We start from the raw sequence: 15,513 nt of genomic DNA on the forward strand, positions 1-15,513 counted from the left end.
CCCCAGAACAGTAAAACCAAGGCCTCAACGGTATGCCAAAAATAAAAATGCCGTTCACCTTAAGTGAACGGCATTAGTACAAGTGTACGCTTTTTATCTGCTTTAGTTCGCTATTGCTGCTATAGCTTAGCTTCGAAGCTATCGAACTGCTGTTTAATAGCCTCTGAAGGGCTTTGCAGTTTACTGACGAGTACACCTGCAAGTGTGGCTAAAATAAATCCAGGTAGAATTTCATAGATGTCGAAAATGCTGCCAGTGAGTTGCTTCCAAATCACAACGGTAAGCGCGCCAACAATGATGGTAGCGATAGCGCCATTGCGGCTATAGTTACGCCAAAATAGTGAAAGTAATACAACAGGACCAAATGCGGCTCCAAAACCGGCCCATGCATAGCTCACAAGACCAAGCACGCTACTATCTGGATTAAGGGCAACAATACCTGCAATAACAGCAATGGCCAATACGCCAATACGACCGACTAACATAAGCTCTTTGCTTTGCGCTTGAGGACGTAACCATTTTTTATAGAAATCTTCAGTGACAACACTAGAGCACACTAGAAGCTGCGAGTCGATAGTACTCATAATCGCCGACAAGATAGCGGCAATAAGTAAACCACCAATCCATGGGTTAAAGGCGGCGTGCGCGAGGTGAATGAATACCGTTTCAGGATTTGATAATGGCTCGGCCGCAAAGTAAAGACTACCTGCAATACCAGTTGCTAAAGCACCTAATAATGCTAGTAGCATCCAGCTCATTGCGATGCGGCGTGATACAGGAATATCATCAGGCGACGCGATAGCCATAAAGCGCGAAAGAATATGTGGTTGACCAAAATAGCCAAGTCCCCATGCTATTAGCGATATAAAGCCAATAAAAGTGGTATTTTCATTAAACAAAGACAACATAGCGGGATCGATGTTCTCTAGACCAACTTGTGTTTCAGGAAGGCTAAAAATGGCCACCGGAACGATTAGGAGCGCAACCAGCATTAAGCAGCCCTGGGCAAAGTCAGTCCAGCTAACGGCTAAAAATCCACCAATGAAGGTATAGCTTACGATAATGGTAGAGCCGATCAGCAGCGCTAAGGTGTAATCGAGCCCAAATACTTTTTCAAATAAAATGGCGCCGCCAACCATGCCTGATGAAGCATAGAAGGTAAAGAATACTAAGATAGTAATAGCTGAAACCAGCTTTAATGTGCCTTGCTTATCTTCGAAACGTTTTTCAAAAAAGTCAGGTAGCGTGAGGGCGTTATCAGTAAATTGCGTATAAATACGCAAACGTCTCGCGACAAATAGCCAATTGAGCCAAGCACCAAAAACTAAACCGATGCCAATCCAGGCTTCCCCTAATCCGCCTAGATAGACCGCGCCAGGTAAGCCAAGAAGTAGCCAGCCAGACATATCGGATGCACCCACACTGAGTGCAGTTACAGCAGGGCCCATACCGCGGCCACCTAAAATATAATCGTCTACAGAATCTGTTGCTTTATAAGCCCATAAACCTATGCCCATCATCAAAGCGAGATAGGCGATAAAAGTAATTAAAACGGGTAATTCAATTGTCATGTGTGGTTCACGCTTCTTTTCTTTTCTATTTATGTGGGCGCTATGCTAGCAGATTTATGAGCTAAGGCTCAATAAAGGAGGGATATGTGATGAAGATCTAACCAATGATGCACTTTGAGCATCATTGGTTGTGAAGAGATTTAGATGAAAGTTTGCTTAATTTCGTTTTTAACGTAATTAAGATCTTGGCTTTGTTCACCGACGAGTAACATGTATGCGTTGTCTGTCGCAAAGCCCATCCCTTTGTATTTGTTATCTGCAAAGGCTTCTTCAAGCACCATGCGATCTTCTAGCGGTACGATAAACAGGGTCACTTTACCTTGTTCACCTTGCATGACTAAATGAAGGCTTTGTACACCTTGAAAGTCACAGTAAGTGCTGTAAAAGACTTTACCCGGTTGCTGGGTAAACCTCATATCGTTTTGCCCGCCAAGAGAAGCAAGTTGAAAGTTTACATCTTGAAACTGTACATTTTGATCAATACGCAGGGCTTTATCTTCATGATGCACATGCGCTAAGGCGTGTTGACTAAGATCTACGGGCCCCATTCTCATTAACGTAAAAGTCATGCCCGCTAAAAATGCGACCGAAGCCACCAGTGCAAAGGCAAAACCGGTTTTGCGGCGCTGTGAGTGATGATGTTGTAGCTGTTGTCTTAACAGTAACTTTGCCGCTAGATCATCGGGAACATCGATGCTTAATGCTCGCTCGATTTTATTGTCTAACCCTTTTAGATCGTTTAAAAAGGCCTCCCTTTCTACTGACTCCATCGCAGCATCGAGAAAGTCAGGATCTTGGTTATTGGGTTCACTGTAGGCCTGGCGACGAAACGTAAGCTCATCCATTGGATTGACCCCTGTGTTTTGGTTGTTCAAGTACATCTTTCAGCTGATTTCTCGCTCTAAATAAACGTGTCATAACGGTATTTCTATTCAAGTCGAGGATTTTTGCGATCTCCTCACCACTAAAGCCACCAATAACTTGTAGTAATAGTGGTTCTCGATATTCAAGTTCTAACTTAGAAATTTGTCGCTGTATTAAATGTTGTTCTACATGTTCTTCGGTACTGCCCGAAAAAGTATCTTCAATAAATTCTTGTTCTATATCGGAGTAATTAAACTGCTTACGCTCAAAACGGCGAGCGTTTTCTCGACGTAAAATAGTGATCAACCAAGCTTTAGCGGCTTTCTCATCTTTTAAAGAGTCAAGAGAGCGCCAAGCACGGAGAAACGTTTCTTGGGTGATATCTTCTGCGATATGTTTATCGCCGCATAGCCAGTAGGCGAAACGGTAAATATCGGCATGAAGTGCCCTGACAAGGCTATCGTATCGTCGTTGTTTACTAACCATGTCTGAAGAGACCGTGGACTTCGACTTTTTGTTTCGCCAACTCTCAAACATTTTTATTTTTTCTAACTGGATCAATAAAACACAGCTTAACCTCGTTCAAGTTGGAATACCAATGGTTAAATTTAGCGGTGTAAATGGTTATGTGTAACGGTGTAAAAGCAAGCTATGAGGACATAGCATTAGGGCTAAAAACAAAAAGACGCTTATATATAAGCGTCTTTTTAAGGAGTCAGTTACCCAATCGATTTAACTGGGGTTGAGCTTGACTAACGCCGATGATTTAGCTTGAGTATTCGGTGCTGCTGCTTTTCTGACAACGGATAACAGCTGGGCAAAATCGATATTGTTGGTGAGTTTGCTCGGGCTGTATGCAGCTCGCTGCATTTGTTCAATCGCGTTAGCTATCACAGAGTCAGTCATCGAAATTTGACTTAGAGACATTGGCTGTCGATATAACTCAGTGTAATAGCGAGTAAGGCCGTTTAGGACTTGAGTGGCATCTTTTGCGCGGCAGGCTGCTTGCAGAGCAGATAAGGTATTGCTTGGTTTCGCGATGATTGGCTTAGCGTCTGTGTCGGCATGTTCGCTCCGATTTTTACGGGCGTTAAGCCACAGTGAAAGTGTTATAAGCCAAAGGGTACCTAAGGCTAGAGATAACCAAGGCCAAAACCCACTACTGCTATTATTGGTCGGCGTTTGTATCATTTGCTGCTCAATAGGCGCCATAGCAGTATCACCTTTTACGACAATCGTGCGGGCAGGCAAGGTGGCAAACTGCTGTTTGTTGAGGTGTGGATTCCACCATGGCACTGTAATTTCAGGCAGGGTGTAAGTACCTGGACTTGTCGCTACAATAGCAGTGGTCTGAGTGAGTTGAGACACCATTTGGTTGTCGCGAAGGAACGTATTGCGCTGCGCTTTTTCTGGGTAGGTTTTCAGTGCCTTCGGGGTTAGCATGACAATGTCTGGTAAACTCGTTTCATCGGTATTTGATGCGAGCAAGGTGATGGTGCGAGTAATTGGCTCACCAACATTATATTCAGTTGCAGTCTCAGGCCAATCCTCTTTTAATACCACGAGATCAGAGACCAACCATTCACCATGATAATCTGCTGGCATAGGGTTGATCAGCACCGTCATTTTAGGTGCTTGAGTTTGTGTTGGTCGGCTTTCATTAAATGAGAACATGGCACCGCTCTGTCTTGATTGGACTAGCACATCACCCGAGAAACTGGCGCCTGTAATGGTCAGCTCACCAGGTTGGTCGGCAATAATGGCATAATTGCGTTCAATCACCCGATAACGACGACCATTAACAATTTCAGTGCTGTCTTTATCTTCTCCAAGCTGCTTTATTTGTGCACCTTCAAGATCAGGGGCATTTAGCACGCCACGTTGTAGCTCTAGCGCTAAATAGAGCTTCACCTTATACGTTAGCATTTGGCCTACATAGGCCTCATCGCTAGAGATATTTGCTCGCATAAAGATATCTTGCATCTGTTGGGGCTGAGAGCCTGTTTTCAATACAGATAAAGAGATGGGGTTAGAGCTAATACCCTCGATATTAAATGCAGGAATGACTAGGTTTCCGCTGTTTTTAGGTGAAAGCAGTACCTGCCAACGCGTTTCGTTACTGGCATCAAAGTTCATGATTTTTTTACTGCGGCTGATACTGGTTCGGCCAACAATAAAGTCTTTCTGCAGTGATGAGGTATCGAGTTTGCCACTGTTGAGATCGTCATCAGCAGTTACAGTCAGTACCAAGGTCTCTCCTTCCATCACCGGATTACGGTCAACAGAGGCTTGCAGTTGGGTTATCGCGCTCGCTGGAAAAGCGGTTGTAATGGCGATGATCGCTAAAAGAAAAATATGCCGTATTACCACTGTTCGATTTCCTTAGAATTGATGCCTTGTTGGCGACGTTTCTGGTATTCAAGTTGCATTTTATTACGCAGTAAGACTTGGGGATCATCAGCGATTGCACGAAGAGCTCGTTCCATTTCTGGTGGCAAAGGCTCATCCGTTACGATTGTGCTTGCAACTGCTTGCTCCGATCCTGCTTCTGGCTGGCCAGCGTCTTGATTGGCCTGTGCCTCTGCTTTTGCTGATTGATCTTGTTGCTCTTGCTCTTGCGCTTTATCTGCCTCAGCGTTTTGTGTTATTGAGTCAGCCTCAGCCTGCATCTCAGCATCGTTATCAGCCTTAGTTTGATTCGAGGTTTGTTGTTCAGACGCTTGCTGATCTTGTTCTTGTTGAGAAGGTGAACTTTGCTCACCTTTATCCTCAGACTGCTGTGACTGTTGCTCTTGAGATTGGCTGTCTTGTGGTTGATTATCACTAGATTGCTCATCTTTGGATTGCTCATCTTTGGATTGCTCATCTTTGGATTGCTCATCTTTGGATTGCTCACTGTCTGATTGGCCATCTTGTGACTTGTCTTGTTGAGATGGGTCTTGTTGCGACTGGTCATCTTTTGGTTGCTGCTCAGGCTGATCACTATTTTGTTGTTCTTGTTGCTGTTGGAGCTTTTTAGCTAACGCTAAGTTACTCTGCGCTGCATCAAACTGCGGTTTCTTATCTAAGGCTGACTGGTAGCGCAGCTGCGCTTGCTCGTATTGGCCCAGTTGCATTAAGACATTGCCTTGATTATATAAACCATTGGCTGAGCTATCTTGCTCAAATGCGCTGAGTGCTTGCTCGTATTCGCCCGCCTTATAAAGCGCACTCGCTTGCCATTGTGGGTCGACAAATTGCGCTGCAGCAGTTTGATAGTCATCAGCTTGGTAAGCCTGCATGGCTTGCTGATCTTGGGTTTGCCACAGGTCGTCCCATGCACTGGCATAGGCTTGCTCACTGGGCTGGATAAGCAGAAGAAGGGCAAAGGTGGCAATCATACCGTTTCTAAAACTCAGTAGGGCAGGTAATAGCAGTAGTAGCGCAAAATAGGGCCCTAAGTCCTGCCATGTTTCGCCTTCAAGATCACTGGCTTTGGTGTCTTGTGTCGTGGCGAGCCATTGCTTTATTTGAGTGATCCCCGAACCGTCAGCTCGGCTTGGCACTAGTATGCCGTTAGCGTCGGTCGCTAACTCTTTTAGCAGGGCATAATCTGTTTTAGCGACAACAATTTGATTGGCGTTATCACGTAATAGCTGACCATCGGGTAGCTTTATCGGTGAGCCCTGTTGGCTACCAAACGCAATAATCGCTAGCCGATATGGACTGCCTTTTAGTACCGACTCGGCGCGCTTAAATTGAGTACTAGTGATCCCGTCAGTAAATAAAATAATATCACCTCGAACATGCCCACCCTGACTTAATAAAGATTGCGCCTGAGTGATAGCTGCTTCAAGGTTTGACCCCTTAATTGGCATAATGCTAGGGGTTAGTGTGGGTAAAAGGTTAAGCAGGGTCGCTTTATCTCGCGTTAGTGGGCTAATGGTAAATGCGTCACCTGCATAGGCAATTAAACCTGTTTCACCGTCAGGCAATTCATCGATAAGATCCGTTGCTCTAAACTTTGCTTGAGTTAAGCGGTTAGGAGCTAGGTCATTAGCATACATCGACAGTGACATATCCATAACGATAACTCGCCCTTGAGCTGACTCAAATACCGGCAGTGCTTTTTTCTCAAAGGCGGGGCCGGATAATGCAAATACTGCGATAAGCCATGCGATAGCCAAATAAGTAATGTTATTGTGTTTTTTCTTAATCGAACCACCAACCAGTACTTTAGCCAGATGTGGTGCAATATAATGGTTCCAGCTAGAGCTTGCGGTTTTACTTCTATATAAAAACAGCAGTAGCAAGCCTAATGGGATCAGCGCAAGGAACCATTCAGGACGTAAAAAATGCATGGTTAACGTCCTCCTTTGATTGGGTTAGATTTGGTTCTAATCGATTTTGTTCGAAACAATGAGACCTGACTCAGTGATATGAAAATCGAGGTTAACAGCGCCAGACATAGCGGCCAGTAAAATAGTTCTGCTTGTGGTCGATAACTTAATTGATCTCGAGTCACGGGTTCAAGGGTATCTATCACTTGATAGATCTGCTCAAGCTCTTGGGTATTGCGTGCTCTAAAATATTGGCCACCGGTTGTTTTAGCAATTTGCTGTAATTGAGATTCGTCTAAATCCATTGATGGATTGACCCTCTCTTTACCAAATAGGGTTCGGCGCTCCATGACATCGGCACCCACTCCTATGGTGTAAATAGTGATCCCTCTTTTCTCGGCGATTTGCGTCGCTTGCTCGGGAGAAATTGCTCCAGCGTTGTTTGAGCCATCAGTCAGTAAGATTAAGACGCGATTACTCTGCTGGACTTTGTCAAAGCGTTTCACCCCAAGTGCGATGGCTTCGCCTATAGCGGTTTGCTTACCGACTAAGCCGATTTGCGCTTCTTTTAAGTATTGCGCAACGGTGCGTCTATCTTGGGTTAACGGAGATTGCAAATATGCATGGTCAGCAAACAGGATAAGCCCTATTCGGTCACCTTTTCTACGTTCAATAAAGTCACTGATCACATGTTGAATAAGGGTAAAACGGTCAACGGCTTTACCGTCCAGCACCATATCCTCTATTTGCATACTGCCAGAGAGATCGACCGATAACATTAGATCACGGCCTTTACTGGGTAGCTCAATGGCTTCACCAACCCATAAAGGGCGGGCGCAGGCTAACACGAGTAAGCACCATACAATCCAATAGCGTTTACGAGTACCCTGGCTTTTTTCGCTCGCAGCGACTTGATTAGGTAAGCTGGCACCGGGCAAAATTAAATGGCCGCCAAGCTGTTGTGTCTGCAGCTTCTTTCTAAAAATGAGCGGTAGAGGTAACAGTAGCAATAGTAATGGCCAGGCAAGCGTTAACATGGGCTTACCTCGTTGTTAATTTCATTGTGTGTTTTACCTTGCTTATTGGTAAGCGGTAAGGCGGCTTTTAACCAGTTTTGAGCATGTAACTTAAGCGCTTGCTTGTCTTTATCGCTGAGGCTTGATGGCTGAAAACGCGTCGCTAGTAATCGGCACAGTTCATCTTGAGGATTCGTCACTTGCGCGTTAAGCCACTGATACCAATCATCACCACTGAGTTGGGCAACTTGGCTACGAGCCCAATAGCTGATGGCGGCCCGCTTTAGCAAGCTGCTAATCTCTGAGGCATATTGCTGATTGTGAATATCGAGTGTGGCCAGTTCAGCCAATGCAGCACGTTTTGCAGCACGGTGTTGACGACGCTTTATTAGCCAGACAGAGGCAAGCATAACAAGCACCAAGATGCTAAACAGTGCAAGCCAATAACCGTATGCTAATGGCCAGAGGCCTATTTCGACAGGTGTTTGAATATCTTGCATCGAGGCAAGTGCGGGATTAACAGGATTGGTCATTTATCTAAGCGTCCCTAATTGCTGATTAAGGCGTTGCCCTGCATCGATAATACGGGTTTCAACATTAAGCTTTTGCATCATTTCAATAAATTGGTTTTGTAAATTTTGTTGATTAGCTAGCCATTGCTCGTAACTGTTTCTGTCAATAATGAGCTCTTTTGAACCCTCTCTCACAGGCAGCTGAAAGTGCTTAGGCAGTGACAATTGGCCTTGACGTAGTGGATCGGTGACTAAAAAGGCCCCCATATCACAGTGACGCTTTAAGTCCGATAGGGCAGCTAAGCATCCGGGCGTAAAATGACTACCGTCGGAGATTATCCAGATTAATGAACCTGGTTTGGCAAGCCGACGTAATCTTTGACAAGCTTTAGCTAAATGATCGGGCTCTGGTTCTTGCTCAGCAATATTTCTCAGTTGATTTTCATGCAGTTTTTTTATGGCAGAGATAACTTGCAATATGCCTTGTTGGCGACTTCTTGGTTTAAGCTCGATATGCTCCTCTTCGGTGGCAATTAATGCTCCTAAGCGGTCACCGTGTAATATCGCGCTCCAACCAAGTGTCGTGGCAAGGTGAGCGGCTTGCACAGATTGCAACATTAAGCTCGAGCCAAAATAGAGACTATGGCTAAGATCGAGCAATAGCAGAACAGGGCGTTCGCGCTCTTCAACAAATAACTTGGTGTGCGCTTTGCCAGTCCTTGCCGTGACACGCCAATCAATGGTGCGAACGTCATCACCGCTTTGGTAGTGACGCACCTCCGCAAACTCCATGCCTCGGCCCTTAATCAAGCTGGCGCGATGGCCTGATAGACTGGCTTTGGCTTTTGAGCGTTTTTCTGGCAAAGCTTTCGCTAGGCTTTGGCAAGCAAGTAACTCTTTTTCAGTAATATTAATGCCATCGCTAAACAATGGCAGCTGTGTATTGACCATTAAGGGACCGCAACTTGAGAAAGAATATGATTGATCACATCGTCGGCACTGACGCCATCAGCTTGTGCTTGATAGCTCAATAGCAGGCGGTGGCGCAGCACGTTAGGCGCAACGGCTTGAATATCTTCGGGTGAAACAAAGTCTCGTTCGTACAGGTAGGCACGTGCTCGCGCGCAGCGCTCAATTGATAAGGTTGCACGAGGGCTCACGCCGTATTCAAGCCAGCTGGCAAGTTCCTGGCTATAAGCCTCAGGCTTGCGTGTCGCCATAATGATATCGACGATGTATTTCTCTAGTGGCTCAGCGAGATAAATTTGTAATGCGTGCTCTCTGGCGGCAAAAATATCAGCTTGAATAATGGGCTCAACGCGGGGCATTTCTTGTTTAAGCGCCTCATTACGAGACATACGCATGATCTCAAATTCAGTTTCTGCGCTTGGGTAATCTAGATTCAAATGCATTAAGAATCGGTCTAGTTGTGCCTCAGGTAACGGATAGGTACCTTCGTTTTCTAGTGGGTTTTGTGTCGCCATCACTAAAAAAAGTTCTGGCAGTTGATAGCTGTGCTTACCCACAGTGACTTGCCCTTCAGCCATTGCTTCTAATAAAGCTGACTGTACTTTGGCTGGCGCACGGTTAATCTCATCGGCCAAGATAAGGTTATGAAAAATTGGGCCCGCTTCAAATTCAAAGGTTGCCGTTTGAGCACGGTAAATATCGGTACCGGTTAAATCCGCTGGTAACAAATCCGGGGTAAATTGAATACGGTGAAAATCCCCTTCGACGCCATCACACAGTGCTTTTACTGCGCGGGTCTTGGCAAGGCCTGGTGGGCCTTCGACCAATAGGTGCCCATCGGCAATTAATGCAATTAGTAGATTCTCGGTGAGAATAGGCTGTCCTAGAATGACAGTATTTAAGTATTCGCGTAACGCGTGAAATCGACTCAAAGGCATGATGCTACTCGGTTTATTTAAAGTTAGTTAGATATAGACCAACGACATAGTAGAAAATTCCTTAAGGGTTTGGCTAGTGCCAATTTACCGTTAGGCTGATAAGTCATCATATTGGCATGACCAAAGTCCCCTTTAAGAACGTCCTTTTTTGCTACATTTAATCGTTAATGAGTAAAAACATAGACAACAGTTATTGAGTTTTTATCCATTAATATTTGTTAATTAAAAAGTTTTGGATATATTTAAGGCAAAAAAACAAACAAGTGTTTAAAACTTTTCAGTAAGAAGTTAGAATCAGATCACACTTTAAATGGTCAGACCTGTTTAATTGAAGGCAAATAGGTTTCTCAAGGATATAAGAAAGCGTGCAGCCATAGGTTAGCAAGCAGAATAAGAGGGCGAAAAATGAGTGATAGACAACAGGTGACGAATGCGCGAGGCGAGAGAATCGCGATTGTTTCGGGTTTACGTACACCATTTGCAAAACAAGCTACGGCTTTTCATGGGGTGTCTGCGTTAGATATGGGCAAGATGGTGGTTAACGAACTGCTTTCTCGTTCAGAGCTTAATCCTAAAGAGATCCAGCAGCTTGTTTATGGGCAAGTTGTGCTAATGCCAGCTGCGCCCAATATTGCTCGTGAAATTGTGCTAGGCACCGGTATGGATGTCAGTACTGATGCTTATAGTGTCACACGTGCTTGTGCGACCAGTTTTCAATCCACCGTCAACGTGGCCGAGTCGATCATGACGGGTAATATGGATATCGGTATTGCTGGTGGGGCAGACTCTTCTTCTGTAGTACCAATAGGCGTCTCAAAAAGACTGGCTCACGCTTTAGTTGATCTAAATAAAGCACGCAGTTTTGGCCAAAAACTCGCTATTTTTCGCCGCTTAGGCCTCAAAGATTTACTGCCAGTGCCACCGGCAGTTGCCGAGTATTCGACTGGCTTGTCTATGGGGCAAACTGCGGAGCAAATGGCAAAGACTTACAATATCAGCCGCGCCGACCAAGATGCATTAGCTCACCGTTCACATACACTTGCAACGGAAACTTGGAATGCAGGTAAATTGGCTGAAGAAGTGATGGCAGCACATGTCCCGCCTTATAAGTCATTTATCGACCGTGATAATAATATTCGTGAGAACTCAACCCTTGAGTCTTACGCTAAGCTGCGTCCTGCTTTTGACCGTAAACACGGCTCAGTGACAGCAGCTAACAGTACACCATTAACAGACGGCGCATCAGCGGTATTGCTGATGAGTGAAGGCCGCGCTAAAGCGTTAGGTTACACACCGATTGGCTATATCAAGAGTTATGCTTTTACAGCCATCGATGTTTGGCAAGACATGCTAATGGGACCTTCATATGCAACACCACTCGCGCTTAAACGTGCGGGGATGGAACTTGAAGATTTAACCTTGATTGAGATGCATGAAGCGTTTGCGGCGCAGACGCTAGCCAATATGCAGATGTTCGGTTCGAAGAAATTTGCTGCAGAAAAACTGGGGCGCAACCGTGCGATTGGTGACATCGACATGAGTAAGTTTAACGTGCTTGGTGGCTCGTTAGCTTATGGTCATCCATTTGCCGCTACTGGCACACGTTTGGTGACTCAAGTTTGTCATGAGCTTAAACGACGTGGTGGTGGAACGGGTCTCGCAACAGCATGTGCTGCGGGTGGCTTAGGTGCTGCAATGATAGTAGAGGTGGATTAATCACATGGAAAAGACATTTAATTTAACGCGTCGCGATGACGGTATTGCCATTTTAACTATGGATGTACCAGGCGAAACCATGAATACCCTGCGCAGTGAATTTGGACCTGAAATCAGTGATGTACTTGCTGAAATCAAAGCTGATGTTAACATTAAAGGCTTGGTATTAGTCTCGGGTAAAAAGGACTCGTTTGTTGCTGGTGCCGATATTTCTATGCTTGATGCTTGTGAAACTGCAGCAGATGCAAAGCAGTTATCTCAGCAGGGCCATGTGGTATTTAATGAACTTGAAAGTTTATCGATCCCAGTTGTAGCTGCTATTAACGGCGCTTGCTTAGGTGGTGGCTTAGAGCTCGCTTTAGCTTGTCATAAGCGAGTATGTTCACTTAACCCAAAAACCATGATGGGCGTACCTGAAGTTCAATTAGGTTTACTTCCTGGCGGCGGCGGTACCCAGCGTTTACCGCGTTTGGTTGGCGTAACCACTGCGCTTGATATGATGTTAACCGGTAAGCAACTTCGCCCTAAACAAGCATTAAAAATGGGCTTGGTTGATGATGCGGTGCCTGATTCAATTTTACTGCGTACAGCTGTAGAAATGGCTTTAGCGGGCAAACGCCCTGCGAAGAAAAAGCAACAGTCATTGATGAATAAAATGCTTGAAGGGACAAGTGCTGGTCGTAACATTATTTTCGATCAAGCCGCAAAGCAAGTCGCGAAAAAGACCCAAGGTAATTATCCCGCTCCGGCAAAAATAATTGACTGTGTGCGCCAAGGCATGGCTAAGGGCATGGTCAAAGGGCTTGAAGTTGAAGCGAGTCATTTTGCCGAACTTGTGATGTCGAAAGAATCGGAAGCGCTGCGTAGTATCTTTTTTGCGACCACTGAGATGAAAAAAGAGACTGGCGCCGGTGATGTAGAGCCTAAGCAAGTCAATAAGGTCATGGTACTTGGTGGTGGACTAATGGGTGGTGGAATTGCCTCGGTGACGACAACTAAGGCTAAGATCCCTGCTCGAGTTAAAGATATCAGCGAAACAGGGCTGAGTAACGCATTGGCATATGCGTACAAACTGCTAGACAAAGGTGTTAAACGCCGCCATATGACACCTGCCGTTCGCGATAATTTGATGGCGTTGATGACAACCACGACAGAATATAAAGGCATTAAAGATGCAGATATTGTTGTCGAGGCTGTTTTTGAAGACTTAGCGCTGAAGCATCAAATGGTTAAAGATGTAGAGCGTGAGTGTGGTGAACATACTATTTTTGCTTCAAATACCTCCTCTTTGCCAATTGGCCAAATTGCTGAGGCGGCTAGCCGTCCAGAAAATGTTATTGGTCTACACTATTTCTCGCCGGTTGAGAAAATGCCGTTAGTCGAAGTGATTGCCCATGAGAAAACGTCGGCAGAAACGATTGCGACCACAGTAGCATTTGCTAAAAAGCAAGGTAAAACACCGATTGTGGTTCAAGATGGCGCAGGCTTTTATGTAAACCGTATTCTTGCGCTCTATATGAACGAAGCCGCTCAGCTGTTGTTAGAAGGACAGAGCGTTGAGCACCTCGATAAAGCATTAGTGAAGTTTGGTTTCCCCGTTGGACCAATGACGCTCTTAGATGAAGTCGGTATTGATGTTGGTGCTAAAATCTCACCGATTCTTGAAAAAGAGCTAGGTGAACGATTTAAAGCACCAGCAGCATTCGATAAGCTTTTAGCCGACGATAGAAAGGGCCGTAAGAACGGTAAAGGTTTCTATCTCTATGGTGGAAAGAAAAAAGCGAAACAAGTTGATGAAAGTGTTTATACGGTTCTAGGATTAAAGCCTGGCGTTGATACTGAAGCGACTGAGGTCGCGCAGCGCTGTGTGGTACAGATGCTAAATGAAGCGGTACGATGCTTAGAGGAGAACATTATTGCTTGCCCAAGAGATGGTGATATTGGTGCGATTTTTGGTATAGGTTTCCCACCTTTCCTCGGCGGACCTTTCCATTATATTGATACGCTAGGCGCTGCTAACTTAGTTAAGATCTTAGAAAATTACAAGTCTAGATATGGTAGTCGTTTTGAGCCCTCTGTTAAACTGAAGCAGATGGCGCAGGAGGGAACGCGCTTCTTCAGTTAGGCTGAAGCGCTACACCCCATAATAGCCTTACAAAGCGGCCACTATCTCTGTTACAAGGAGAAGTGCGCCGCTTTTATATTTTCTACTAGTCTATTTTTGGGCAATTGTTTCGAGTCGTTGCTCTCAACCTAGAGATCGTAATGTAGAGCACTATCAATTTAGTACTATCAATTTAGTACTCTTAATTTAGTACTCTTAATTTAGTACTCTTAATTTAGTACTCTTAATTTAGTACTTTCAATTTTGAGTTCTCAAGCTAGTGCCCCCAAGCAGGCCTTAACTCAAATAGCCTAAAAAACACTCTCATTCATTTAATTTAGTCTATATAATGGGCAATCGGTTGTCAGCCTTTTAAGGGCGAGCTTATTGGTTGTGGGGTGTAGATAAGTGCTATTGGCTATGGTATTGATATTAATCTGTTCGGGCTATTTCTTAGGTAACTCAGCATTTAAAGCTGGTCTTCCGGTTAGGCGTTGGGCGTTTGCTGGTGCATTATTAGGGCCCGCAGCCTATCCTCTGTTTAACTCTCATAAACAGCTTGCATACCGTAAAGCTATGGGCAAGCAGGGTACCTCAATCGCTTTGTGAGCGCTCAGATTGAGACGTTAACGTTTATTGAGATAACAAAAAAGGAGCATATGCTCCTTTTTCTGTCATTTAACTAATCAGCCCTTTCTGCTAAGAGGTACTTAGTAAAGCACATAGTAAGTTACTTAGCTAAGCTGCTTAGTTCCACCAACCTTTAGCTGGGATAACTTCTAAATGGTTCAGTCCTTCCGGCAGTTGAACCTTTTTACGAGCAGGTTTTGCTAATCCAAGTGCTTTCATCAGTGAATCAAACATAATCATACTCCTCAATATTTTTATCCGCTTGCTTAGTTCCACCAACCTTTAGCTGGGATCACTTCTAAATGGCTTAAGCCCTCAGGCAACTGTACTTTTTTACGAATAGGTTTATCAAAACCAAGTGCCTTTTTGATTGAATCAAACATAGTCATATCCTCAATTAAGCTGTTGCTTGGTTGATGTACTTGATATGTGGGAAACCAGCGGTCTGTAAAGGCTTAAACTTGATGTTTGGGATACCAGCAGTTTGTACAGGCTTAAACTTGATGTTTGGGATACCAGCAGTTTGTACAGGCTTAAACTTGATGTTTGGGATACCAGCAGTCTGTACAGGCTTAAACTTGATGTTTGGGATACCAGCAGTCTGTACAGGCTTAAACTTGATGTTTGGGATACCAGCAGTTTGTACAGGCTTAAACTTGATGTTTGGGATACCAGCAGTCTGTACAGGCTTAAACTTGATGTTTGGGATACCAGCAGTTTGTACAGGCTTAAACTTGATGTTTGGGATACCAGCAGTCTGTACAGGCTTAAACTTGATGTTTGGGATACCAGCAGTTTGTACAGGCTTAAACTTGATGTTTGGGATACCAGCAGTCTGTACAGGCTTAAACTTGATGTTTGGGATACCAGCAGT

13 protein-coding genes are annotated in these 15,513 nt (G+C 44.7%); 4 read left to right on the forward strand and 9 right to left on the reverse strand.

Annotated features, from left to right (window positions below; genetic code table 11):
• Nucleotides 1-119 precede the first annotated feature (119 nt).
• The 9 genes from putP to ACVBIU_RS20235 all read right to left on the reverse strand — a co-directional run bounded on the left by putP (nucleotide 120) and on the right by ACVBIU_RS20235 (nucleotide 10,189).
• Nucleotides 120-1,571: a sodium/proline symporter PutP gene (gene putP / locus ACVBIU_RS20195; RefSeq protein ID WP_447164616.1), complete on the reverse strand. Its 1,452-nt coding sequence runs from the start codon at nucleotides 1,569-1,571 to the stop codon at nucleotides 120-122.
• Between the two features lie 140 nt (nucleotides 1,572-1,711).
• On the reverse strand, nucleotides 1,712-2,416 hold the full coding sequence (locus tag ACVBIU_RS20200) for a DUF3379 domain-containing protein (protein ID WP_447161288.1): 705 nt from the start codon (nucleotides 2,414-2,416) through the stop codon (nucleotides 1,712-1,714).
• Nucleotides 2,409-2,972: a sigma-70 family RNA polymerase sigma factor gene (locus tag ACVBIU_RS20205; protein ID WP_447161289.1), complete on the reverse strand. Its 564-nt coding sequence runs from the start codon at nucleotides 2,970-2,972 to the stop codon at nucleotides 2,409-2,411. Before ACVBIU_RS20205 ends, ACVBIU_RS20200 begins: the two co-directional genes overlap by 8 nt.
• A 195-nt stretch (nucleotides 2,973-3,167) precedes the next feature.
• Nucleotides 3,168-4,805 (reverse strand): BatD family protein, encoded by a 1,638-nt coding sequence (locus tag ACVBIU_RS20210; protein WP_447164617.1) that lies wholly within the window; start codon nucleotides 4,803-4,805, stop codon nucleotides 3,168-3,170.
• Nucleotides 4,799-6,775, reverse strand: coding sequence for a VWA domain-containing protein (locus ACVBIU_RS20215; RefSeq protein WP_447164618.1), 1,977 nt, complete (start codon nucleotides 6,773-6,775; stop codon nucleotides 4,799-4,801). Before ACVBIU_RS20215 ends, ACVBIU_RS20210 begins: the two co-directional genes overlap by 7 nt.
• Nucleotides 6,776-6,777: 2 nt before the next feature.
• On the reverse strand, nucleotides 6,778-7,791 hold the full coding sequence (locus ACVBIU_RS20220; RefSeq protein WP_447164619.1) for a vWA domain-containing protein: 1,014 nt from the start codon (nucleotides 7,789-7,791) through the stop codon (nucleotides 6,778-6,780).
• Nucleotides 7,785-8,303, reverse strand: coding sequence for a DUF4381 domain-containing protein (locus tag ACVBIU_RS20225; protein ID WP_447164620.1), 519 nt, complete (start codon nucleotides 8,301-8,303; stop codon nucleotides 7,785-7,787). The genes ACVBIU_RS20220 and ACVBIU_RS20225 overlap by 7 nt, the downstream gene beginning before the upstream one ends.
• Complete coding sequence (locus tag ACVBIU_RS20230; protein ID WP_447161294.1) at nucleotides 8,304-9,233, reverse strand: DUF58 domain-containing protein; 930 nt, start codon at nucleotides 9,231-9,233, stop codon at nucleotides 8,304-8,306. It abuts the gene before it with no gap.
• Nucleotides 9,233-10,189, reverse strand: a complete 957-nt coding sequence (locus ACVBIU_RS20235) for an AAA family ATPase (RefSeq protein WP_447161295.1) — start codon at nucleotides 10,187-10,189, stop codon at nucleotides 9,233-9,235. Before ACVBIU_RS20235 ends, ACVBIU_RS20230 begins: the two co-directional genes overlap by 1 nt.
• 405 nt (nucleotides 10,190-10,594) lie before the next feature.
• On the opposite strand from ACVBIU_RS20235, the gene fadI reads away from it, so the two are divergent.
• From fadI to ACVBIU_RS20255, 4 genes are all read left to right on the forward strand, one after another.
• A complete protein-coding gene (gene fadI, locus ACVBIU_RS20240) occupies nucleotides 10,595-11,905 on the forward strand; it encodes an acetyl-CoA C-acyltransferase FadI (protein ID WP_447161296.1) in 1,311 nt (436 codons plus the stop codon).
• Between the two features lie 4 nt (nucleotides 11,906-11,909).
• The gene (gene fadJ / locus ACVBIU_RS20245) at nucleotides 11,910-14,030 is read left to right on the forward strand and encodes a fatty acid oxidation complex subunit alpha FadJ (RefSeq protein WP_447161297.1); all 2,121 of its coding nucleotides are present in this window, start codon (nucleotides 11,910-11,912) and stop codon (nucleotides 14,028-14,030) included.
• Between the two features lie 399 nt (nucleotides 14,031-14,429).
• The gene (locus ACVBIU_RS20250; protein ID WP_447161298.1) at nucleotides 14,430-14,618 is read left to right on the forward strand and encodes a hypothetical protein; all 189 of its coding nucleotides are present in this window, start codon (nucleotides 14,430-14,432) and stop codon (nucleotides 14,616-14,618) included.
• A gap of 505 nt (nucleotides 14,619-15,123) precedes the next feature.
• On the forward strand, nucleotides 15,124-15,513 hold a 390-nt coding region (locus ACVBIU_RS20255; RefSeq protein WP_447168804.1), incomplete at its 3' end, for a BspA family leucine-rich repeat surface protein.

It is taken from the genome of Shewanella sp. 30m-14 (genome assembly GCF_052977125.1).